Genomic DNA, 22,308 nt, shown 5'->3' on the forward strand with positions numbered 1-22,308 from the left:
TCACCGCTCACTCGCCGCGCGGTGGCAGCGGGATCGGGAGCGCGGGCAGGCCGTCGATGCTCGTCGCGTTGTGCTCCTTGGTCGCGCAGTACGCGGCGAACTCCTCGTCCGTCTTGCGGCCGAAGTGCTCCGCGTGCAGCGTCCGCTCCTCCCGGTAGTCCAGGAACGGGACGGCGAACCCGCAGCTGTCGCTGACCCGCCGGACGGCGACCAGGACCACCGCCCGCAGCCCGGCCGCCCTGGCGTGCTCCGGGGCGAAGTGCCGCAGCAGGTCGGGAAAGCGCGGATCGTCCCGGAAGACGGGTTCGCCGTGGCCGTGCACCCGCAGGACCTTCGGCGGACCGGTGAAGGCGCACCACATGAGCGTGATCCGCCCGTTCTCCCGCAGGTGGGCGATGGTCTCGGCGTGGCTGCCACCGAAGTCCAGGTAGGCGACGGTGAGGTCGTCGAGCACCGCCAGCGTGCCCGACCGGCCCTTGGGGGAGAGGTTGACGTGCCCGTCCGCGTCCAGCGGCGCGGTCGCCACGAAGAAGACCTTCTGCTCCTCGATGAACGCCCGGAGGCGGCCCTCGATCCGCTCGTAGAGCTTTCCCATCCCGGCATTATCGGCGCGGGGCGGCGGGGCGGGCTGTGAGCTCGGCCGCTGTTCCGTTCCGCCATGTCCTTTGTGGACGGTGGAAGGAGGTGTCGTGCCTCCGTCCGGCCTACCCGTGCAACGGGTAGTCGTAGCGGATGAAGCCGTGGAAGCGGGCGATCCGGTCGTACAGCGCGCGGGCGCGCGTGTTGTTCTGCTCGGTGGTCCAGTACAGGCGGTCGGCTCCCCGCGCCCTGGCCGCCTCGGCGACCCGCTCGACCAGCGCCTGGGCCGCGCCCCGGCCGCGCGCCGCCTCGGAGACGAACAGGTCCTGGAGGTAGCAGGAGTCCGGCAGCCAGAGGGTGACGTGGAACAGGTAGTGGGCGATGCCGACCAGCTTCCCGTCCAGCCACGCGCCGAGGCCGTGCAGGTCGGCCTCGCCCAGCAGCCGGCGCCAGGTCTCCTCGTACCCCTCGTCGGGCACTGTCGTGCGGTAGAACGCCTTGTAACCTCGGGCCAGCACTTCCCAGTCGGCGCGGTCCTCCGGGCGCAACGGGCCGATATCGATCACGGTCAGGCATCCTCGCACGAGTTCGCCGGCCCTGTCCGCCCCCGCGGGCGCCGTCGACGAGCCGGCGCCCGTCCGGCCTCCGCCGGCTCCGGCGTGGGGTGGAACCCGTTGGTCGAGCAGGACGTTTGCTTAAACCGAGCGCGCGGTCTGATAATGCCGCGCATGGGGGCGAAGGTCGCGGAGGCGCAGATGTCCGGGTACGAGCCGACGGTGGTGGCGGAGTCGGCGGTGGTGCGCTACGGGGTGTGGGGCGTGTGCCCGGCACTGGGCGCGGGAGTCCTCTGGGGACTGAAGTCGCTCTCGGGCTGGTTCGCGTCCCTGGAGTGGTTTCCGGCCCAGGGCGTCTTCCGCCTGGTCTCGACGATCGCCGAGCCCTACGCGACGGTCGGCGCGCTCGTCCTGGGCGGGATCGCCGGTCTGGTGCTCGCGGCGATCATCGCCTCGGAGCAACTCGCCGTCACGGTCTCGCCGCAGGAGGTCACCTGGGTCCGGGACAACAAGCGGGGCAGCGTCGAGCGGTCGCGGGTCGGCACGGTGTTCATGGACGGCAAGAAGCTCGTGCTGCTCGACCACACGGGCTCCGAGCTGGCCAGGGAGACCTCGGACCTGAGCGCGGCGCGGCTGCGGGACGCCTTCCGCGCCCACGGCTACCCCTGGAACGACGAGGGCGACCCCTACACCGAGGACTACCAGCTCTGGGTGGACGGTGTCGACGGGCTGTCCGCCACCGCCAACGCCCTGCTGCGCGAGCGGCAGCGGGCCCTGCGCGAGGACGAGGACGACGAGGCGCGCACCCTGCGGGCGGAGCTGGTCCGGCACGGCGTCTTCGTGCGTGAGGAGAACAAGCGGCAGTACTTCCGGACGGCCAGGGACGTCACGTCCGGGTCGGCCCGCTGACCGCGGACGACCGTGCGCACCGTCGATCCCGTCCGGCACGAGGCCAAGCGCCGGCACATCCTCAACGCGGCGGCGGTCTGCTTCGCCCGCAAGGGTTTCGAGCGGACCACCGTCGCCGAGATCTGCGCCGAGGCGGGCATCAGCTCGGGCAGCCTGTTCCACTACTTCCCGACGAAGCGGTCGGTCTTCGTCGCGATCTTCGAACAGGACGGCCGGGACAACGCGGAGCGGCTGGCCCTGGCGGCCGAGGCCGACGACCCGTGGCAGGCGGTCCTCGACCTGGTCGACTCCCTCGCCGAGCCGCTGGCGGAGCCCAGGATGGCCCGGCTCGCCATCGAGGTCGCCGCGCACGCCAGCCGGGACGACGACTTCGCCGCGCTGCTGTTCCACAACGACCGGGAACTCGCCGCCGGCCTGGCCGACCTGCTCCGCCGGGCGGCGGCCGAGGGCCGGATCGACGGCTCGGTCGACCCGGCCCTCGCCGCGTCCTGGATCGTGAACCTCGTGGACTCCCTGTACGGGCGCGCCTCCTTCACCGCGGACTTCGCGCTGGAGGACGAGGTGGCGATGCTGCGCCTGATCCTCACGAGGTTCCTGCTCGTCGAACCCCGGAAGGACTGACGACCCGCGCCCACCAGACACGGTCCACTGTGGACAGAGGCGGTGGCGGTGGCTCCCGGGAGCGGCGGGGCGGTCAGCCCTCGTCGGAGTCGGACGGCCCGGTCGCGCCCGCTGCCTTCTTGCCCACGTCGTAAGCCAGTTGCAGGGCGTCGGAGACCGCGACCGCGCCGAGCCCCGCGCAGACCAGCCGGGTCAGCCGGGGCGCGAACACCGTGCCCGCCGACAACGCCGTGGACACCCAGATCGCCGTGCAGAACGGGCAGCTCAGCAACTCGCCGACCCGCCGGCGGAGCCCGTCGCCCCTGGGCGACTCGTTGACCTCGCTCGCGCCGGCCCGACCCTCGAAGCGGGTGAACGGCGCGCGCAGCGGACTGGTCACCGAGTCCTTGGTGAGCAGGCGGCTGAGCTTGTGCGTGGCCAGGGACAGCAGGGCGAAGTCGTCGAACCGGACGCGGTCGGGGAGGGGGCGGCCCAGGAGGCGGGCCGCTCCGGCCAACCCGCCGGCGGTCGCCGCGTACACCCCGAGGAGGAGCAGGTAGCCGCGCAGCGGTTGCCGTTGGTCGCCCTCGTACGCCTGTTGCACGTCCGCGCCGGTCTCCGAGAGGGCCTTGTTCCCGCCCTTGGCCACGTCGTCACCGTCCCTGGCGTCCGGATGCCGTCGCCACCCCCGGTCGGGGTGGTGGTTGGTGACGGGTTACCCCGGAGGCCGGGCGGCTAACGGGACGGTCCGCGCCGGCGCTCGTTCGGGGACGTGCCTGCCGGGCCGTGGTCGCCGTCCGCGGGGTCGGCACATGATCGGAAAGGGCTGGCGACCGGGTCCTAGGCTCACTGGCATGCGGTTCGACGACGAGGCGTTCGCCGAAGAGATCACGCGACGACTTGCCGGCCTGCCCGGGGTGGAGGCGGTCTCCCTGGGCGGCTCCCGCGCCACCGGGACGCACCGCCCGGACAGCGACTGGGACTTCGCGATCTACTACCGGGGCGGGTTCACCCCCGACAGCCTGCGCGCGCTCGGCTGGTCCGGCGTGGTCTCGGAAATCGGTGAGTGGGGCGGCGGGGTGTTCAACGGCGGCGCCTGGCTGGAGATCGACGGCCGGCACGTCGACGTCCACTACCGGGACCTGCGCGAGGTCGAGCACCAGCTCGCCGAGGCCCGGGCGGGGCGGTTCCACGTCGAGCGGCTGATGTTCCACTTGGCGGGCATCCCGAGCTACCTCGTGGTCGCCGAGCTGGCCCTCAACCGGGTGTTGCGCGGCACGCTTCCCCGGCCCGACTACCCCGAGGTGTTGCGGGAGAACGCGCGGCGTCGCTGGTGGGGCGACGCGAGCCTGACCCTGGGGTACGCCAGGGCGGCGCACGCCGAGCGGGGGCACCTCGCCGAGTGCGTCGGGGCGATCGCGACGGCGGCCTGCCAGGCGGGTCACGCGGTGCTGGCGGCCAGAGCCGAGTGGATCACCAACGAGAAGACCCTGGTGGACCGCGCTGGCCTGCGGGCCGATCTGGACGAGGTCCTCGCCGGCCTGACCGCCGAGCCGTCGGCGCTCGTGGCCGCGGTCGACGACGCGACGGCCCGGCTGTCCAGCGCGGTCCTCTCCGCCTGAGCGCCCGGTCGCGCCGGACGCCGGCGCCGTTCGCCGTGGGCGGACGGCGCGCGGTGCGGGCGGGCTTGATCTCGACCTTGGTGGAGGTCCGAGACTGCTCCTCGTCGGAACGAGCGAGGGAGCGGGACATGCGGGTCGTGCGGGTGACGGGGTTCGGCGGGCCGGAGGTGCTGGTGCCGGGCGAGGCCCCGGAGCCGGTTGCCGGACCGGGCCAGGTCGTGGTCGAGGCGTCGGCGATCGACGTGATCTTCGTGGAGACGCAGATCCGGTCCGGGTGGGGCGGCGAGTACTTCACGGTCGAGCCCCCGTACGTGCCGGGTGGCGGGGTCGCCGGGCAGGTGGTGGCCGTGGGCGCGGACGTCGACCCCACGTGGCTCGGCCGGCGGGTGCTCGCCAGGGCCGAGGGCGGCGGCTACGCGGAGCGCGTCGTGGCCTCGGCCGCCGGACTGGTCCCGGTGCCCGACGAGCTGGACCTGCGGGACGCGGCGGCGTTGCTGCACGACGGCCCGACCGCGATGGGGCTGATGGACGTGGTCGGCGTCCGGCGCGGGGAGACGGTGCTGGTCAACGCGGCCGCGGGCGGCATGGGCATCCTGCTCGTGCAGCTCGCCCGCGCCGCCGGCGCCCGTGTGATCGGCGCCGCGCGGGGCGAGCGCAAGCTGGCCCTGGTCCGCGAGCTGGGCGCCGAGGCCGTGGACTACACCGAGCCGGGCTGGGTGGAACGGGTGCGCGAGCTGGCCGGGGGCGACGGGGTCGACGTCGTGCTGGACGGCGCCGGCGGGGAGATCGGCCGGGCCGCGTTCGACGTGGTGGCGCCCGGGGGCCGCTTCTCCGCGCACGGCGCGCCCAGCGGCGGCTTCGCGCCGATCGACCAGGAGCAGGCGCGGCGGCGGAACGTGCGCCTGACCGGGATCGAGAAGGTGCAGTTCTCGCCGGAGGAGATCACCCGGCTCGCCACGCGGGCGGTGGACGCGGCGGCGGCCGGCCGGATCAGGCCGGTGATCGGCCGGACCTTCCCGCTGGCCGAAGCGGCCGAGGCGCACGCGGTCGTCGAGGCCCGGGCGGTGGTCGGGAAGACCCTGCTGCTGACCGGTTCCACGACCAGCTGACGAGAGTCCGCAGAGGGCCGTCCTCAATGGACATTCTCTCGCAGTGTGGTCCACAGAGGACGGACGAGCGACGTGGCGCGTGACAGGGGGAGGGGAAGAGGGGTGGCGGGGTCAGGCTGGGGAGGTTGTGCCGGAGCACAACGCCTGGCCCCGCCACCCCGGTGCCCCGGCGGGAGCGGGAGGGGGCGCTCGCGCCCTCGCCGGAGGTCAGCGCGGCCCCGTCGACCCGACTCCGTCGCGGAGGGCGAACCGCTCGGCGAACGCGGACAGCTCGTCGAGCCGCTGGGCGGGGTCGGTGGCGGTGGCGTTCACGACGAGACGGGTCACGCCCTGCGCGGCGAGCGCCTCGACCTTCTCGGGGGTCATGTCGATCGACCCCCACCGCGTGTACTCCAGCGCCGCCGGGTCGCGGCCGGCCTCGGCGGCGCTCTGCCGCGCCAGGTTCATCTGGATCTCGCGCTCGTGCGGGGCCAGCGCGCCGCCGGGGAAGTAGCCGTCGCCCCGCTGCCCGGCCCGCCGGGCCGCCGCCCGGCTCGACCCCCCGACGTGGATCGGCAGGCTCGTGCTCCCGTGCGGCTTGGGGAAGCTGACCAGCCTGTCGAGGGTGAAGAACTCCCCGTCGTAGCTGACGCCCTCCTCGCCGCCGGCCCAGAGCAGCCGGAGCACGTCGATCGCCTCGTCGGTCCGCCGGCCCCGGGTGCCGAAGTCCACCCCCACCGCCCGGGCCTCGCCGGGCAGACTGCCCACACCCACGGTCAGCAGCCGCATCCGCCCCTTCGACAGCACGTCGACGGTCGCCAGGCGCTTGGCGAGCACCACGGGGTGGTGGTACGGCAGCAACAGCACGCCGGTGCCGAGCAGGATGCGGTCGGTGGCCGCCGCGACGAAGCTCAGGCAGTCCAGCGGGTCGACGTAGGGCAGGGTCGGCGGCAGCTCGAAGGACCCGACCGCCGCTCCCGGGTACAGCACGACGTGCTCCGGCAGGTAGAACGCCTCGAAGCCGCACTCCTCGGCGTGCCGCGCGTAGGCCGCGATCTGGTCCGGATCGGCCCCGAAGTAGGCCGTGTTGTAGCTCGTCGCGAATCGCATCGTCGTTCCCCCGGGAGTCGGCGGCCGGTCGGTCCGGCCCGTGGTGTCAGTGGTGGGAGAGACCGCCGTCGCTTCTCGCGGCGGCGCACCCGCGGCTCGTGACCGCCTCGTCGAGCTGGGCGTGCAGCCGCCGCCGCACCGCGTCGAGCTGCTCGATGCAGCCGTTCACCTCGGCGATCTTGTGCCGCAGCACGGCCACCGCGTCCGGGCAGACCGCGCCGGAGGTGTGGCCGGCCCGGAGGCAGGCGACGAACGGCCGGATGTCGTCGAGGCTGAAGCCCACGGCGATCAGGGAGCGGATCTCCCGGACGACCCGGAGCTCGGCCTCGTCGTAGACGCGGTAGCCGTTGGCGGAGCGCTGGGGCCGGACCAGCCCGTGCGCCTCGTAGTAGCGCAACGTGCGGGTGCTCGTGCCCGCGAGCTGCGCCAGTTCCCCGATCAGCATCCGGACCTCCTCACCTGGCTGTCCGACCGACGCTAGACGTTGACGTCGGCGTCAAGGCAAGGCCCGACCGCCGCGCTCCGGTCCGTGGGTGGCGTGTGGTAGTTCTCCTGCGGGGCCGGGGACCGGAGGTCAGGAGGGGTGTGATGGCGGCGGAGCCGGGTCGCGGGTCCGTGCTGGACGCGGTGCTGGAGCGGGTCACCTTCGCCAACGAGGAGACCGGCTACACCGTCGCCAGGGTCGACGCGGGCCGGGGCGAGCTGGTGACCGTCGTCGGCGCGCTGCTGGGCGCGCAGCCGGGGGAGTCGCTGCGGATGCGCGGCCGGTGGGGCTCGCACCCCCAGTACGGCAAGCAGTTCCACGTCGACGACTACACGACCGTCCTGCCGGCGACGGTGCAGGGCATCCGCCGCTACCTCGGCTCCGGGCTGATCAAGGGGATCGGCCCGAAGCTGGCCGAGCGGATCGTGGACCACTTCGGCGTCGACGCGCTGGACGTGATCGAGCAGACCCCGGAGCGCCTGGTCGAGGTGCCCAAGCTCGGCCCGAAGCGGACGAAGATGATCGCGGACGCGTGGGAGGAGCAGAAGGCCATCAAGGAGGTGATGGTCTTCCTCCAGGGCGTCGGCGTCTCCACCTCGCTGGCCGTGAAGATCTACAAGCAGTACGCCGACGACGCGGTCCGCGTGGTGCGCGAGGAGCCGTACCGGCTGGCGACCGACGTGTGGGGGATCGGGTTCAAGACCGCCGACACCATCGCGAAGGCGGTGGGCATCCCGCACGACTCGCCGCAGCGGATCAAGGCCGGGCTGTTGTTCACCCTGTCCGAGGCCACCGGCGACGGCCACTGCTACCTGCCGGAGCAGAGCCTGGTCGCCGAGGCGATCACGATCCTCCAGGTCGACGCCGGCGCGGTGATCGAGTGCCTGGCCGAGCTGGTCGCCGAGGAGGGCGTGGTCCGGGAGGAGCTGCCCGGCCCCGACCCGGCCGAGCCCGAGGCCGCGATCTACCTGGTGCCGTTCCACCGCGCCGAGATCGCCCTGGCCAACCAGGTGCGGCGGCTGCTGGACACCTCGGCCGACCGGATGCCGGCCTTCGCCGAGGTGGACTGGGACCGCGCCCTGGCCTGGCTGCGCCGGCACACCGACGCCGACCTGGCGCCGGAGCAGCAGATGGCGGTCAAGCTCGCGCTGACCCGCAAGGTCGCCGTCCTGACCGGCGGTCCCGGCTGCGGCAAGAGCTTCACCGTGCGCTCGGTCGTTGCGCTGGCCAGGGCCAAGAAGGCCAAGATCGTGCTCGCCGCGCCCACCGGCCGGGCCGCCAAGCGCCTGGCGGAGCTGACCGGGCACGAGGCGAGCACCGTGCACCGGTTGCTGCGGTTGCAGCCCGGCGGGGACGCCGCCTACGACCGCGACAACCCGCTGGACGCCGACCTGGTCGTGGTCGACGAGGTCTCCATGCTCGACCTGTTGCTGGCGAACAAGCTGGTCAAGGCGATCGCGCCGGGCGCGCACCTGCTGCTGGTCGGCGACGTCGACCAGTTGCCGTCGGTCGGGCCGGGCGAGGTGCTGCGGGACCTGCTGGCCGAGGACACCCCGGTCCCGCACGTGCGGCTGACCCAGGTGTTCCGCCAGGCCGCCGAGTCCGGGGTGGTGACCAACGCGCACCGCATCAACGCCGGGGACTACCCGTTGGTCAGGGGGCTGCCCGACTTCTTCCTCTTCCCGGTGGAGGAGGCCGAGGACGCCGCGCGGATGACCGTCGACGTCGTGGCCCGGCGCGTGCCGAAGAAGTTCGGCCTCAACCCCCGGCGCGACATCCAGGTGCTGGCGCCGATGCACCGCGGCCCCGCCGGCGCCGGCGCGTTGAACGCCCTGCTCCAGGAGGCGCTGACCCCGGCCCGGCCGGACGCGCCGGAACGCCGGTTCGGGGCCAGGGTGTTCCGGGTCGGTGACAAGGTCACCCAGATCCGCAACAACTACGACAAGGGCGCGAACGGCGTCTTCAACGGCACGCTGGGCGTGGTCACCGCGTTGGACGTCGACGAGCAGACGTTGGTGGTGCGCACCGACGAGGACGAGGACGTCGAGTACGACTTCGCCGAGCTGGACGAGCTGACCCACGCCTACGCCATGACCATCCACCGCTCGCAGGGCAGCGAGTACCCGGCCGTGGTCATCCCGATCACGACCAGCGCGTGGATGATGTTGCAGCGCAACCTGCTCTACACCGCCGTGACGCGGGCCAAGAAGCTGGTCGTCCTGGTCGGCTCGCGCAAGGCGATCGGGCAGGCCGTGCGCGCGGTCAGCACCGGTCGGCGGCACACCGCGCTGGCGCATCGGCTTCGGCGAGGGGCCTGAGCCCGAGCGGCGGCCCCTGATCTCCCGCTGCGGAGGGAGATCCGGGGTCCGGAGGAGGGATGCTGCCGCCGCTCGCCGACGGCACGCTCGTGGACATGAGTTCGGACAGCGACTCCGTCGTCGGTTCGGCCCGCGCGGCCGCCCCCGAGCCGGGCTTGGCGGCGGTCCGCTGGGCGTACGCGGCCGTCGCGTGGATGGTCGTGTCGTTCCTCTGGCACGTCTGGATGGGGATCGACTACGAGAGTGCCATGGGGGCCGACCCGGGCGGGCCCGTGTGGGTTTTCCTCGCCTACGACGGGCTCATCACCGTGCTGTCCGCCGTGGGCGCGGTCTGCGCGCTGGCCACCGTGCGGCCATGGGGCCAGAAGATTCCACAGTGGACAGTGCGGGTCCCGTTGCTCTGCGGCAGCGCGCTCCTGGTCGTGCGGGGCGTGCCGGGGATGGTCGAGAACCTGTCGATGCTCGTGGGCCTCACCCCGGCCGGGCTGTTCGCCGGTCCGGACGCCACGCTGCCGCCGGCGGAGTTCGTCAGGACCCTGGTCATCAACGGGTACTTCTTCCTCGGCGCGGTGGTCCTGGTCCCGGTCGCGGTGCTGCACGGCCGTCGGCTGCGGGCCGTGCGCGCCCGGCACGCCTGACCGCGCCGGGCGGAACGGGGGTAAGAGGATTCAGGGAGCGAGGAGGGGACCGCCTCGCTCGACGAGCCGTTCGAGCAGGGACACGGCGTGCTCCGGCCCGGGCAGGGTGGCGATCTCGGAGCGGAGCCGGTCGGCCGCCTGGCGGTACGAGGGGTTCGCCAGGACGGCCGACACCGCGTTCCCGACCTCCTCCGGCGTCGCGGCGACGGCGTCGAGCACCTCCGCGACACCGAGGTCCGCGCAGCGGTCGGCGTTGTGCGGCTGGTCGGCGCCCATCGGGATCAGGACCATCGGGAGACCGTGCGCCAGCGCGCCCATCACGCTGCCCGACCCGCCGTGCGAGACGACCGCCGAGCACCGGGGAAGGACCAGCGACTGCGGGACGAACCGTTCGATGTGGACGTGGGGCGGCTGGGGGCCGAACTCGGCGGGGTCGATGTGGCGGCCCACCGTGACGACCAGGTTGACCGGCAGCTCGCGCAGCCCGGTGATCACCCGTGAGAACAGGTCGCCGGACTCCATGTTGAAGATCGTGCCGAGGGTGAAGTAGACGGTCGGGGCGTCGGACAGGGTGTCGAGCCAGTCCGGGGTGCTCTCGGAGCCGTTCTTCGGGCTGTTCTCGGGGTTGGTCTCTCGGTTGTTCTCCGGGCCGGCCGCCGGCCCGGCGTCGAGGACGTGCGGGCGCAGGGCGTGCGCCGTCGGCGGCAACGGGAAGTCGGGGTGGCGGTACCCGGGTGGGAACGGCGCCAGCACGAGGTTCCGGTCCAGCATCGCGAGGTCGGGGTCGGGCGGCAGGCCGTGCTCGGCGCGCAGCGCGTGCAGCGGCTCGGCGACCAGCTCCGCGCGCACGAACGAGCCGGAGGCGATGACGAGCACGGTCGCGTGCGGCAGGCCGAGGCGTTCGGCGACGACCGCCGCGCCGAAGTCCATCTCCTCGCGGACCAGGAGATCCGGCCGCCACTCGGCGCAGAGCGGGAGCAGCTCGGCGGCCCGCTTCCGCGCGCGGCTGCCGGCGAAGTTGTCCCGCACCACCCGGTCCTCCCGCTCCCGGTCCAGTTCCAGCAGCGGAAGGCGTTCCGGGACGGCGTTTCCGTCCACGCCCGCCGGGAACACGGGGAAGCCGGCCTGCTCGACGGTCAGGGCGATCCACGGTTCGGCCGTGAAGGCGACGGTGTGGCCGGCCGCCCGCGCGGCGCGGGCGATCGGGACGAGCGGGGCGAAATGCCCGGTGCCGCCAACGAAGGTGAAGAGGATGCGCACCGTCTCGTCCCTTTCCCGCCCGTGGCGGCGATGTCCGCCGAAACGCGTCACCCTAGTCCGGATGGCCTCGGCCCTCACGTGGTTTTGGGCCCACGCCTCCCCTTCGCCCGCGCGGCGCCAGTTCCCGTCGCCACCTGGGAGATGCGACGGCCCAGCGCGTCCAGGTGGTCGAGCACCTCGGCCGGACCGTCGAGGGTGACCTCGACCCCGAGGGCGAGCAGGGACACCACCCGCTGGGCGACGATCTCCAGGGAGTCGGCCCCGAGCCGGACCCGGCACCGGCGCTCGCCCAGCGCCTCGATCCGGCTGGGGGAGGACGCGATCATCCGGGCCAGCACGACCTCCGCCGGAGCGTCCACAGTGGCCTCCGCGTCGTACCGGTACGGCGCGGCGGCCAGGGTGCGGTCCAGGTAGGCGGCGGGGTCCCCGCCCGGGACCGGGCGCGGGGTGAACCGCCGGTGGGTGGGCGCGGGCGCGGTGATCCGGTCGACCCGGAACGTGCGCCAGTCGGCGCGCTCGGGGTCGTGGGCGATGAGGTACCAGCGGCCGTGCACGGTGACCACGTGGTGCGGCTCGACCCGGCGCGCGGTCGACGCGCCGTCCCGGCTCGCGTAGTCGAAGGACAGCACCTCGTGGTCGCGGCAGGCGGCGGCGACCACCGCCAGGGTCGCCGGATCGGCCCGCGGCCCGTCCCACAGGACCACCGACGAGGTGGCCTGGGTGACCGCGGCGACCCGCTGCCGCAGCCGCGTGGGCAGCACCTGCTCCAGCTTGGCCAACGCCCGCACCGAGGTCTCCCTGATGCCGCTCAGCCCGCCGCCCGCCGCGGTGAGCAGCCCGGCCGCGACCGCCACCGCCTCGTCGTCGTCCAGGACCAGCGGCGGCAGGTCCCTGCCCGAGGCGAGCCGGTAGCCGCCCCCGGTGCCGGGGCTGGCGTCGACCGGGTAGCCCAGCTCGCGGAGCCGGTCGACGTCGCGGCGGACCGTGCGGTCGGTGACGCCGAGCCGCGCGGCCAGTTCGGCGCCCGACCACTCGCGCCTGCTCTGCAACAGCGACAGCAGGCGCAGCATCCGGGCGGGCATGGTCATCGTCACACCGACCAGACTGCCACGACTTCCGGACAGGAGCTGTCCGGAAGGCTCCCTACGGTTGAGGCATCGCGAGGGACAACCGCCAAGACACGCAGAGCACGGGCCCACCGGTTCCCGCTCCGCCGAGCACATCCCCTTGTGTCCTCAGTGGACAGAACTGTCGCGGGCGGTCGTACCTCCTCGCGCTGGTGACGACCTGATCCCAGGAGGCAGGACCATGACGACGTTCGTTCTCGTTCCCGGCGCGTGGCACGGCGGCTGGTGGTTCGAACCGTTCGCCAGGGAGCTGCGTCGGCACGGCCACGAGGCGTACGCGCTGACCCTGACCGGGGTTGGCGACCGGAGCCACCTGATGTCCGCCTCGGTCAACCTCGACACCCACATCCAGGACGTCGTGAACGTGTTGGAGATCGAGGGCATCGAGGACGCAGTCCTCTGTGGACACAGCTACGGCGGCATGGTGGTCAGCGGAGTGGCCGACCGCGTCCCGGAGCGCCTGCGGGCGCTGGTCTACGCCGACGCCTTCGTGCCGGCCGACGGCGAGTCCGTCTGGGACCAGGTGGACGACACGTGGCGTCAGATCTACCTCAGCGGGATCGGCGCGGACGGCTACGCCATGCGCGTGCCGGACTTCGGTCTCGATCCCCGGGCCAGCGCGCACCCGCTGGCGACGGTGCTCCAGCGGATCCGGCTCACCGGCGCCTGGGAGCGGGTCCCGCGCCGGCACTACATCCACCTGTCGGGTTTCCATGGCACCCCGCTCATCCCGACCTACGAGCGCCTCCGCCAGGACCCGGCGTGGACCGTGCACAACCTGCCCGTCGGGCACAACATCCTGGCCACCGCGCCGGAGGAGTTCCTGAAGATCATGCTCGCCGCCGCGGAGTGACCCCGGTGCCTGGCGCATTCCCAGTGGAGAACGGAAAGAAGGAGACCATGGACCACGCCCACACTCCGGAGACGGCCCAGCCCGACGCCGCGCTCACCGGTGCCGTGCTCGCCGACGTCGCCGCCCTGCGCGGCCGCGTGCGGGGGCCGGTGTTCCTGCCGGACGAGGACGGATATGCCGATGATTGCGCGGGATTCCAGACCGCCTACCAGCAACGTCCATCCATTGTGGTCGGTGCGGTCGACGCGGCGGACGTGCGCGCGGCGGTGGAGTTCGCCCGTGCGCACGGTCTTTCGGTCGCCGTCCAGGCCACCGGCCACGGGTTGGCGGACAGCACCGAGGGCGGTCTGTTGATCTCGACCCGGCGGATGGCCGGTGTCCGCGTGGACCCCGCCACCCGCACCGCCCTGGTCGACGCGGGAACCCGGTGGGCGCAGGTGATCGAGGCGGCTGCGCCGCACGGGCTGGCGCCCCTGAGCGGCAGTTCTCCGACTGTGGGGGCCGTCTCCTACGTCCTCGGCGGCGGAGTCGGGCTGCTGGCGCGCCGCTACGGCCACGCCGCCGACCACGTGCGCCGCATCGACGTCGTCACGGCGGACGGCCAGCTTCGCCAGGTCACGGCCGAGCGGGACGCGGACCTGTTCTGGGCGCTGCGCGGCGGCCAGGGCAACTTCGGCGTGGTGACCGGCATGGAGATCGACCTCGTGCCGGTGGCCCGGCTCTACGGCGGAGGACTGGTCTTCGACACCCCCCTGATTCCCGAGGTTCTGCGCACCTGGCTGGAGTGGACCACCACCCTGCCCGACGCGCTGACCTCCTCGGTGGGGCTGATCCCGTTCCCGGACGTCCCCGACGTGCCCGAGCCGATGCGCGGCCGGTTCGTCGCCCAGGTCAGCGTCGCGTACGCCGGGGACGCGGCGGAGGGGGAACGCCTGGTGGCTCCGCTGCGGGCGATCGGCCCCCGCCTGGCCGACACCCTGACCGACATGCCGTACAGCGACAGCGCCGCCGTCCACAACGACCCGACCCACCCGCACGCCTACCACAGCACCAATGTCCTGCTGCGGGACCTCGACGCGTCGGCGGTGCCGGCGATCCTCGCCGTGGCCGCGCCCGACTCGCCCGCCCCGTGCGTCGTCCAGCTCCGCCATCTCGGCGGCGCCCTCGGTCGTCCGCCCGCCGTGCCCAACGCGGTGAGCCACCGGGAGGCGCGGTACGCGGTGGGAGCCCTGACCTTCGCCGTCGCTCCGGGCGCGCCGATCGACCAGAAGGCCCACCAGCGCCTGGCCGAGTCGCTGGGCGGCGCGGCCCTCGGCCACGCGCCGAACTTCCTGCTCGGCGGGAACCCGACGGCCGAGGAGATCCGCGCCGGTTTCGACGCCGCGACCTACCAGCGACTCGCCGCCGTCAAGGCCACCTACGACCCGCGGAACATGTTCCGCCACAACCAGAACATCCCGCCCGCCGTCCGATGAACCCGCACCGGCGGTGAATCCGAGAGAACAGAAGGAGAGCACGAGGCTGACGACGCCACGTGCTCTCCTTCTGTTGTGCCGAACGGAACTAACGCGATCAACTTCCCGACTTCGTCCCACGGGGCCGTTCGGGGATGCCCCACAGCAGGTCGGCCAGCTCGTCCAGGTCCTCGATCCGCGTGAGGTCGTGCGGAACCTGGTCCAGGACGTCGAAGTCGTGCAGGAAGGTGAGGACCAGCATCTCGCGGGCGAAGGTCGGTGAGACCGGCCAGCGCGCGCCGGCCAGGGCGGCCGCGAGCAGCTCGCGGTCGGCGCGGAAGGCGTTGAGGTGCAACTGGACCAGGCTGTAGCGGGCGTCGCCGACGTAGGTGTCGTTGAAGTCGATCAGTCCGCTGACCTCGCGCCGTTCGCTGTCCACGAACACGTTGCCGCCGTGCAGGTCGCCGTGCACGAAGACCCGGGGTCGGCCGGCCAGCACCGCGTCGACGTCCGGCAGGAAGCCCTCGACCTGGTCGAGCAGCCGTGGGGAGAGGTAGCCCCGCCTCCGGTGGTCGTCGACGGTGGCGGCCCGGCGTTCGCGCAACATCTCGGTGAACGTGTCCGCTCGGCGCAGCACGTCCGTTCCGGCGAGGGGAAGCTCGTGCAGTCGGCGGACCAGCTCGCCGATCCGCCCGGCGAGCGCGACGCGGGTCCATTGGTCCACAGTGGACGAAGCATCGCGCCAGGGTCGTCCGGACACTGTGGACATCACGACGTACGGCCACGGCCATCCCGGCCCGCTGGGGCGAAGCTCACCGCGCCCGAGCACCCGGGGCACCGGGAGGTCGTGTCCGTCCAGCAGATCGAGGGCGGCCCGTTCGGACTCGTGGCTGTCCGGCCCGCACCAGTGCTCCCCGTACAGCTTGACGACCAGGCCGGTGTCGCTCACCAGAACGGGATTGGTGCTCTCTCCCGGGACCCTGAGCGATCCGGGCTGCGGCAGGCCCAGGTCGCGCAGGGCCACGCGAACCCAGGGTTCCCAGAACGTCCCGTCGTTGCGGAGCGCCGCGTAGCTCTCGTCCGACGTGATCACATCGAGGTCCGGGAGCACCGCGCCAGGATAGCCACGCCCCGTCCGTGCGGTGTGGTCCTGCGCCCGGGCGCGGATGGCGTGACGATGGCGGCATGCCACTGACCGCGTGACACCGCGAGGCGGGTCGCACCCGGGAGGAACACCGTGATCAGGATCGCCGTGACCAGTCTGTACGTCGACGACCAGGACGAGGCGCTCCGGTTCTACACCGACGTCCTCGGTTTCGTGAAGAAGAACGACATCCTGGCCGGGGACGGGCGGTGGCTGACCGTGGCCTCGCCCGACGGGCCCGAGGGGGTGGAGTTGCTGTTGGAGCCCAACGGCAACCCGGTCGCGCGGAGCTACCAGCGCGCGATGTTCGAGGCGGGCGTGCCCGCCACCCTGTTCGCCGTCGACGACCTGCCGGCCGAGTACGAGCGGATGCGGGGGCTGGGCGCGGTCTTCCCCGTCGAGCCGACGAGGGAGGGGTTGGTCCTCCAGGCCGTTCTCGACGACACCTGCGGCAACCTCGTCCTGCTCGCCCAGGTCGACTGAGCTCCGGTTGTCCACTCTGGACAAGAGCTCGGCGGTGTCGCGGCCAGGGCTGTCAGCTCGACGCGACGAGTCGAGATTGACATGTCTGGCAGGACGTGTCAGTCTCGGAGTATGGACGACGTCGAGGTGCTGATCGCGGGCGCCGGCCCGACCGGGCTGACCCTGGCCTGCGACCTGCTCCGCAGGGGGATCGGCTGCCGCGTGGTGGACCGGGCCGCCGAGCCGTCGCGGGGCTCCCGGGGCTTCGGCGTCAAGCCCAGGACGATGGAGGTGTTCCACGACCTCGGCGTCGCGGACCGCGTCCTGGCGGGCGGCCGGACCGACAGCCACCTCCGCTTCCACCTGGGCCACCCGCCCCTGTTCGACCTGCGGACGCCGGCCGAGCCGGCCAGCGCCCGGAGCGCCTACCCCAACTCGGTCTCGCTTCCCCAGTGGCGCACGGAGGCCATCCTGCGCGCCCGGCTCGCGGAACTGGGCGGCGAGGTCGACTTCGGCTGCGAGCTCACCGACTTCGCCGCCGACGAGGACGGGGTGACCGCGACCCTCCGCCAGGACGACGGCACGGCGCCAGCGACGACCGAAACCGTGCGCGCCCGCTACCTGGTCGGGGCGGACGGGGGACGCAGCTTCGTCCGCCACCGACTCGGCCTGGCCTTCCGCGGCTCCACCGACGAGGAGGCCCGCGCGCTCCTCGCCGACGCGCGGGTGCGCGGACTGGCCGACGACGCCGTCCACCTGTGGCTGGGCGACTCCGGGCTGCTCGTCCTCCGGCCCACCCCGCACGCCGACACCTGGCAGGTCGTCGCGTCGCTCCACCCGGACGCGGCGGGGGAGTGGCCCGAGGCGACCGTGGAGACCCTGCGGCGCGCCGTGGTCGAGCGGACGGGGCGCGACGACATCGAGCTGGGCGAGCCCGAGTGGCTCTCCGTCTGGCGGTACAACCTGCGGATGGTGGACCAGTACCGCGCGGGGCGGGTCTTCCTGGCCGGCGACGCCGCCCACGTCCACAGCCCGTTCGGCGCGTTCGGCATGAACACCGGCATCCAGGACGCCTACAACCTCGGCTGGAAACTCGCGCTGGTGATGCGGGGCAGGGCGGAGGAGTCCCTTTTGGACACTTACGAGGCCGAGCGGCTGCCCGTCGCCCGTGCGGTGCTGGCCGAGAGCGACCGGCGCTTCTCCGCGGCCACGCCGCCGGCGGCGTTGCGGCCCCTCCTCCGGTTCCTGATCAAGCCGTTCCTGGCGCGACAGCAACGCCAGGACCGCGAGGACCGGCCCCGCTACCGCGACAGCTCGCTGAGCCTGCACCTCGGAAGTCCCCGCGCCCGCGTGCGCGCCGGCGACCCGGCACCCGGCGGGGTCGGGCGAATCCCCGGTGAAAGTCGGCCCGTCCTGTTGCTGGATCTGATGCGGGGCAAGCACTTCACGCTGCTCGCCTTCGGCGCGGGCAGTGCGGAGGCGGCCGAGCGGGTGGTGCGCGGGCATGAGGAAACCTTGCGGGTCTACGCGGTGACCTCCACCGACCGTCCTGCTTCTGGTGGCGTCAGGACGATCGCGGACACCAGCGGTGGCATCCGACGCGCCTACGGCGCCCGCGAGAACAGCCTCGTCGTCATCCGCCCAGACGGCCACATTGGACTGATCACCCACACCGAGCCCGAGCGGGCGTTGCGGGAGTACCTGCGCCGCCTGGGAATGCGGCCCGCGCGGGAGACCCTGGCGGCGGCGACGTCCGTCGCGTCGTCGCCGACCGACGTCGCGGAGCGCGGCGCGAACTCCGCCTGAGCGTTGTCCCGGGTCAGGTGATTTCGAAGCGCACCAGGGGAACGCGTCGCCCGATGTCCTCCGGCAACGGCTCGGCCGAGGTCAGTTCGGGCAGGCCGAGCGCCGACGCGACGATCCTCGCCTGACCCGGGTGCTCGTGGCGGTACCGGTCCAACCGGCGTCGGGACTCCTCGGGGGCGAGGACGTGCGCCCGCCCGGCCACGCCGCGGTTCCGGCCCCACCACAACCGAACCCTCGGCGTGGCCTCGACGTTGCGCAACCACTGCGACGCCCGCCCGTAGCCGGACGCGACCACGACCGCGTCGGGCTCGCGGAGCAGGACCTCCAGCACGACGTGGCGTGCCTGGCCGCTCTTCCGGCCGGTGTGTTCGACCATGACGAACCGTCGGCCGAGCAGGATGCCGAGGCCGGCTCGGAAGAGCGGGATCGGTGCTCGCGCCAACCAACGCGGGATCTTCCGCATGCCCGTGGATGCTAGCCCTCGGTGGATTCCCGACCGAGGCGGTGTCCGACGGTCGCCTGTCCTCGCCGATTTCGATTGGGGTGAAAACCCTCGACGGCGCAAGGGGATCGCGGCGACCGCGCGTGGGCCGCCTCCCGATCACCTGGACGATCTTCACCCGAACAGATCTGTGCCGGCTGGGCCGTCTGCCCTAGCGTGATCACCGGGCGGAGCGAACCGATCACCCAAGGTCACCCGAGGGCCCGAGGTGGGTGTCGAGGCGACGCGACGGGGCGACGGACCTGGACCCGGCTCCGGGTGTTCCCGACGCCGAATCTCCGCCCGACCGGTATCCCACACGGAAGGCATGAAGCCATGCGCCGATTCCGCAGTTCCCTGCTGGCTGCCATCGCGTGCCTCACGATGCTCACCCTGACCTCGCCCGGTGTGGCCGCGGAACCGTCCGCGCGCGGCGCGGGAACCGCCGTCGGCCCGGCGGTGGCGGAGCGCACCGCCCCGGCCGACGGGATCGTGCCCGGCACCCGCTACTACCTGGAGCTGAACGAGGACCCCACCAGGGGAGTCACCTTCGAGCCCTACATGAACTGGGACTACGTCCTGCTGACCAACGACAGGGGCCGGCACGGCACCCCCGTGGTCTTCCACCGCAAGGGCGAGGGCTACGTCGTCGAGTCGACGTCCGCGAACTGGGGCGGCTACCGGTACTGGCAGGTCGTCGGGAACGGCGTCCGACTGAACACCGAGAGCTCGGCGACGGTCTTCGCCGTGCGGCATTCGAACCGGGGATTCCTGTTGGAGGCGTACGGGAACTACGCGACCTACCCGGTGGGCGGGAAGGGGTGGCTGGTGTTCTACGCCAGTGTCCTCCCGAACTTCCGCGAGTTCGCCTACTGGCGGGCCGTCGAGGCCGACTGACCAGGCGGGACAACACGGTTCACCCGGCCCGACCCCGAGCGACCGCGGTCCGCGTCGGGTTGTGCCTGACATCCGAGCCGCCACCCGGTGCCCTGTGGTTCGTCGGCAGAACGGCGGACCACAGGGCTCGCCGTCGTCCTCGGCGATCCCGGGAAGTGGGAAGAACGGGCTCGGGAACGCCGCCGTTCGTGGGGGTGTCCGCCGACGAACGGGTGGATCTCGGCGCGGGCGGGTGGGGGACGCCTTGTCACGTCACGGTGATCGTTGAACGCTGGGGTCACGGCGGCACCGGAGGCGGGAGCGTCGACAGGGACCCCGGCGGAGCGGCCGCCGTGAGGAGGAGCTCATGGCCCACACGCCGCACGGCACCAGCGATCCCACCTTCTACCGCAGCCCGGCCGAGGCCGTCGCCGCCCCGGTCGAGGAGATCGCCTACGTCGTCGCCTTCGACCGTGCGGGAGAGCGACCCGACGCACTGGCCACTGTGGACGTCGATCCGAACTCGGCCGAGTACGGCCGGGTCGTGGGGTGGGTGGACATGCCCACGCTCGGCGACGAGCTGCACCACTTCGGCTGGAACGCCTGCAGCAGCGCCTTCGCGCACGCGTGCCACGACGTCACCGACCTGCGGCGCCGTTATCTGCTCCTGCCCGGCCTGCGCTCGTCGAACATCCACGTGCTCGACACCCACCCCGACCCGCGCCGGCCCGCGTTGGCCAAGACCATCACCGCCGAGGAACTGGCCGAGCGGGCGGGGTACTCGCGCCCGCACACGCTGCACTGCGGCCCCACCGGGATCTACCTGTCCTGCCTCGGCGGGGCGAACGGGTCGGAGGGGCCGGGCGGGATCGCGTTGCTGGACCACGACACCTTCGAGGTCCTGCGCGCGTGGGAGACCGACCGCGGGCCGCAGCACCTCGCCTACGACGCCTGGTGGCACCTCAACCAGAACACCCTCGTGACCAGCGAGTGGGGCACGCCGGGCATGATCGAGGACGGTCTGGTGCCCGATCTGCTGCTGGCCAACAAGTACGGGCACGCGCTGCACTTCTGGGACCTGGCCGAGGGGCGGCACGTGCAGCGGGTCGACCTCGGGGAGCAGCACCAGATGGCGCTGGAGCTGCGCCCGGCGCACGATCCCGACGCCACGTGGGGGTTCGTCGGCGTCGTGGTGTCCACAGAGGACCTGTCGGCGTCGGTGTGGCGCTGGCGCCGGGACGGCGACCGGTGGGCGGCGGACAAGGTGATCACCATCCCGGCCGAGCCGGCCGACCCCGACCTGCTGCCGCCGGCCCTCAAACCCTTCGGCGCGGTGCCGCCACTGGTGACCGACATCAACCTGTCCGTCGACGACAGGTTCCTCTACGTCTCGTGCTGGGGAACTGGGGAGCTCAAGCAGTACGACGTGAGCGACCCGGCCGCGCCGCGCGAGGTCGGCTCCGTGCGGTTGGGCGGCATCACCGCGAGGGCCGCGCACCCGGCCGACCCCGAACGGCGTCTGGCCGGCGGTCCGCAGATGGTCGAGGTGAGCAGGGACGGCCGGCGGATCTACCTGACCAACTCCCTGTACGGCTCCTGGGACGACCAGTTCTACCCGGACGGCGTGGGAGCCTGGCTGGCCAAGATCGACACCGACCCGGACGCCGGCGGCGGCCTCCGGCTCGACGAGCGGTTCTTCCCGCGCGGCGACGAGTTCCGGGGCCTGCGCGTCCACCAGGTCCGGTTGCAGGGCGGGGATTCCTCCTCCGACTCCTACTGCTTCCGGCGGTAGTACGGCGGGGGCGCGGGCCGCGTCCTGTCAACGCTTTCTGTCAGTTCCTTCTCTTGACGCCTTCTGCCACTGCCTTTTGTCAGCGCCTTCCGTCGGGGCCGGGCCGGGCAAGCACGGCCCGGCCCCGACGGCGAGGTGCGCTCGGCGCTCGGCTCCTGGCTCAGACCTGGGAGTCGGCGAGCAGCTTGAGCGCCAGCGCCCGCAGCTCGGGGTCGGCCTTGTCCGGGCTGCCCGTGTCGAACGGCGGGTGCGGGTCGTACTCGATGCCGAGCTGCACGGCCTGCGCCGTGCGGTCGTCGGTCAGGAGCGAGGCCAGGTACAGCGCCATGTCCTGGCCGGCGGACACCCCGGCCGAGGTGATGATCTTCCCGTCCCGGACGTAGCGCGCCTTCACGAACGTCGCGCCGAGCGTCTCCAAATAGTCCTTGCCGGCCCAGTAGGTCGTGGCCCGGAGTCCGTTGAGCAGCCCGGCCTTGCCCAGGATCATCGAGCCGGTGCACACCGACGTCGTCCACCGCGTCCGTTGGTGGACCCGGCGGATCCAGTCCAGCAGCCGCGGGTTCTCGAACACCCGCAGCACGGCCTTCTCGCTGCCGCCCGGCACCAGCAGGACGTCCAGGTCCCGCACCTGGGCGATCGAGCGCTCGGCGAGCAACGCGATGTCGCCGGTGTCGGTCCGCACCAGGCCCGGCCGTTCGGCGATCATCGTCACGGTCGCGCCCGGCAGCCGGGACAGCACCTCGGCGGGGCCGGTCGGGTCCAGCACGCTGAACCCCTCGTAGAGCAGGATTCCGATCCGCGGCCCCTTGCCCCGCTGGTCCTGGCGCGGTGGCTCGGCGCCCTCCGCGTGGGCCGGTGCGCCCAGGGCGGTCAGGCCCAGCCCGACTCCGCCCACCGCCGCGGCGCGCAACACGTCCCGTCGACTGCTGCCCATGGAGCGTTCCTCCCCAGGATGTTGATCACTCTCGGCCCAGGTTCTCATAGGTAGTGCGGCTACGTACAGGGCTCGGGGCGCGCTCCGGCCGCCGGGCGCGGGTGAGATCGCCCACCGCGCCCGACGGGGTGGTGAGGACGGCGGCGAACGGCCGGTGACGTCGCGTGATCGGCTCAGTCCATTGAGTGGTGAACCGGCGTTCCCCGGGCGAACGAGC

At 72.8% G+C, this 22,308-nt stretch carries 22 protein-coding genes; 12 read left to right on the forward strand and 10 right to left on the reverse strand.

Translation table 11 applies throughout. From position 1 onward, the window contains the following. Nucleotides 1-7: 7 nt before the first annotated feature. Together BUE43_RS16110 and BUE43_RS16115 are read right to left on the reverse strand one after the other, a co-directional pair. Nucleotides 8-595, reverse strand: a complete 588-nt coding sequence (locus BUE43_RS16110; RefSeq protein ID WP_073483998.1) for a pyridoxamine 5'-phosphate oxidase family protein — start codon at nucleotides 593-595, stop codon at nucleotides 8-10. 109 nt (nucleotides 596-704) lie between these two features. Beyond that, nucleotides 705-1,145: a GNAT family N-acetyltransferase gene (locus tag BUE43_RS16115; protein ID WP_073484000.1), complete on the reverse strand. Its 441-nt coding sequence runs from the start codon at nucleotides 1,143-1,145 to the stop codon at nucleotides 705-707. Between the two features lie 162 nt (nucleotides 1,146-1,307). Between BUE43_RS16115 and BUE43_RS16120 the strand changes: the two genes are divergently transcribed. Beyond that, nucleotides 1,308-2,042 carry a YqeB family protein gene (locus tag BUE43_RS16120; protein ID WP_200797555.1) on the forward strand — a complete coding sequence of 245 codons (735 nt, stop codon included), beginning with the start codon at nucleotides 1,308-1,310 and terminating at the stop codon, nucleotides 2,040-2,042. A 12-nt stretch (nucleotides 2,043-2,054) separates the two neighbouring features. Next, nucleotides 2,055-2,663, forward strand: a complete 609-nt coding sequence (locus BUE43_RS16125) for a TetR/AcrR family transcriptional regulator (protein ID WP_073484003.1) — start codon at nucleotides 2,055-2,057, stop codon at nucleotides 2,661-2,663. Between the two features lie 73 nt (nucleotides 2,664-2,736). On the opposite strand, the gene BUE43_RS16130 is transcribed toward BUE43_RS16125, so the two are convergent. Next, nucleotides 2,737-3,291, reverse strand: coding sequence for a DUF1360 domain-containing protein (locus BUE43_RS16130; RefSeq protein WP_073484005.1), 555 nt, complete (start codon nucleotides 3,289-3,291; stop codon nucleotides 2,737-2,739). A 205-nt stretch (nucleotides 3,292-3,496) separates the two neighbouring features. Between BUE43_RS16130 and BUE43_RS16135 the strand changes: the two genes are divergently transcribed. Both BUE43_RS16135 and BUE43_RS16140 read left to right on the forward strand, forming a co-directional pair. Further along, entirely contained in the window at nucleotides 3,497-4,264 is a 768-nt protein-coding gene (locus BUE43_RS16135) for a nucleotidyltransferase domain-containing protein (protein ID WP_073484007.1), read from the forward strand. 128 nt (nucleotides 4,265-4,392) lie between these two features. Next, entirely contained in the window at nucleotides 4,393-5,373 is a 981-nt protein-coding gene (locus BUE43_RS16140) for a zinc-binding dehydrogenase (RefSeq protein ID WP_073484009.1), read from the forward strand. A 207-nt stretch (nucleotides 5,374-5,580) separates the two neighbouring features. Here the strand turns inward: BUE43_RS16140 and BUE43_RS16145 are convergent, their stop codons facing one another. After that, the gene (locus BUE43_RS16145) at nucleotides 5,581-6,462 is read right to left on the reverse strand and encodes a TIGR03619 family F420-dependent LLM class oxidoreductase (RefSeq protein WP_073484011.1); all 882 of its coding nucleotides are present in this window, start codon (nucleotides 6,460-6,462) and stop codon (nucleotides 5,581-5,583) included. A 46-nt stretch (nucleotides 6,463-6,508) separates the two neighbouring features. Continuing rightward, nucleotides 6,509-6,907, reverse strand: a complete 399-nt coding sequence (locus BUE43_RS16150; protein ID WP_073484013.1) for a MerR family transcriptional regulator — start codon at nucleotides 6,905-6,907, stop codon at nucleotides 6,509-6,511. A 143-nt stretch (nucleotides 6,908-7,050) separates the two neighbouring features. Between BUE43_RS16150 and recD2 the strand changes: the two genes are divergently transcribed. Beyond that, the gene (recD2, locus tag BUE43_RS16155) at nucleotides 7,051-9,264 is read left to right on the forward strand and encodes an SF1B family DNA helicase RecD2 (protein WP_073484015.1); all 2,214 of its coding nucleotides are present in this window, start codon (nucleotides 7,051-7,053) and stop codon (nucleotides 9,262-9,264) included. A 59-nt stretch (nucleotides 9,265-9,323) separates the two neighbouring features. Continuing rightward, nucleotides 9,324-9,902: a DUF3995 domain-containing protein gene (locus BUE43_RS16160; RefSeq protein ID WP_073484016.1), complete on the forward strand. Its 579-nt coding sequence runs from the start codon at nucleotides 9,324-9,326 to the stop codon at nucleotides 9,900-9,902. 30 nt (nucleotides 9,903-9,932) lie between these two features. Here BUE43_RS16160 and BUE43_RS16165 read toward each other — a convergent pair whose 3' ends face one another. Next, entirely contained in the window at nucleotides 9,933-11,162 is a 1,230-nt protein-coding gene (locus BUE43_RS16165; RefSeq protein ID WP_073484018.1) for a glycosyltransferase, read from the reverse strand. A gap of 74 nt (nucleotides 11,163-11,236) precedes the next feature. Beyond that, entirely contained in the window at nucleotides 11,237-12,250 is a 1,014-nt protein-coding gene (locus BUE43_RS16170; RefSeq protein WP_073484020.1) for a helix-turn-helix transcriptional regulator, read from the reverse strand. Nucleotides 12,251-12,470: 220 nt separating this feature from the next. On the opposite strand from BUE43_RS16170, the gene BUE43_RS16175 reads away from it, so the two are divergent. After that, nucleotides 12,471-13,142 (forward strand): alpha/beta fold hydrolase, encoded by a 672-nt coding sequence (locus tag BUE43_RS16175; protein WP_073484022.1) that lies wholly within the window; start codon nucleotides 12,471-12,473, stop codon nucleotides 13,140-13,142. A 47-nt stretch (nucleotides 13,143-13,189) separates the two neighbouring features. Then, nucleotides 13,190-14,617, forward strand: a complete 1,428-nt coding sequence (locus tag BUE43_RS16180; RefSeq protein WP_083959809.1) for an FAD-binding oxidoreductase — start codon at nucleotides 13,190-13,192, stop codon at nucleotides 14,615-14,617. A gap of 97 nt (nucleotides 14,618-14,714) precedes the next feature. Here BUE43_RS16180 and BUE43_RS16185 read toward each other — a convergent pair whose 3' ends face one another. After that, a complete protein-coding gene (locus BUE43_RS16185) occupies nucleotides 14,715-15,707 on the reverse strand; it encodes a phosphotransferase family protein (RefSeq protein WP_073484024.1) in 993 nt (330 codons plus the stop codon). A 126-nt stretch (nucleotides 15,708-15,833) separates the two neighbouring features. On the opposite strand from BUE43_RS16185, the gene BUE43_RS16190 reads away from it, so the two are divergent. Further along, nucleotides 15,834-16,223: a VOC family protein gene (locus tag BUE43_RS16190; RefSeq protein ID WP_327083457.1), complete on the forward strand. Its 390-nt coding sequence runs from the start codon at nucleotides 15,834-15,836 to the stop codon at nucleotides 16,221-16,223. Between the two features lie 111 nt (nucleotides 16,224-16,334). Beyond that, nucleotides 16,335-18,008, forward strand: a complete 1,674-nt coding sequence (locus BUE43_RS16195) for an FAD-dependent monooxygenase (RefSeq protein WP_073484026.1) — start codon at nucleotides 16,335-16,337, stop codon at nucleotides 18,006-18,008. 13 nt (nucleotides 18,009-18,021) lie between these two features. On the opposite strand, the gene BUE43_RS16200 is transcribed toward BUE43_RS16195, so the two are convergent. After that, a complete protein-coding gene (locus tag BUE43_RS16200; RefSeq protein ID WP_073484028.1) occupies nucleotides 18,022-18,471 on the reverse strand; it encodes a nitroreductase family deazaflavin-dependent oxidoreductase in 450 nt (149 codons plus the stop codon). A 354-nt stretch (nucleotides 18,472-18,825) separates the two neighbouring features. On the opposite strand from BUE43_RS16200, the gene BUE43_RS16205 reads away from it, so the two are divergent. Together BUE43_RS16205 and BUE43_RS16210 are read left to right on the forward strand one after the other, a co-directional pair. Next, nucleotides 18,826-19,386, forward strand: coding sequence for a hypothetical protein (locus BUE43_RS16205; RefSeq protein ID WP_073484030.1), 561 nt, complete (start codon nucleotides 18,826-18,828; stop codon nucleotides 19,384-19,386). Nucleotides 19,387-19,732: 346 nt separating this feature from the next. Beyond that, the gene (locus BUE43_RS16210) at nucleotides 19,733-21,157 is read left to right on the forward strand and encodes a selenium-binding family protein (RefSeq protein ID WP_073484032.1); all 1,425 of its coding nucleotides are present in this window, start codon (nucleotides 19,733-19,735) and stop codon (nucleotides 21,155-21,157) included. A 160-nt stretch (nucleotides 21,158-21,317) separates the two neighbouring features. Here BUE43_RS16210 and BUE43_RS16215 read toward each other — a convergent pair whose 3' ends face one another. Then, nucleotides 21,318-22,091 carry a DJ-1/PfpI family protein gene (locus tag BUE43_RS16215; protein WP_073484034.1) on the reverse strand — a complete coding sequence of 258 codons (774 nt, stop codon included), beginning with the start codon at nucleotides 22,089-22,091 and terminating at the stop codon, nucleotides 21,318-21,320. Nucleotides 22,092-22,308: the final 217 nt, after the last annotated feature.

This window comes from Streptoalloteichus hindustanus (assembly GCF_900129375.1).
GTDB classification, from domain to species: domain Bacteria; phylum Actinomycetota; class Actinomycetes; order Mycobacteriales; family Pseudonocardiaceae; genus Streptoalloteichus; species Streptoalloteichus hindustanus.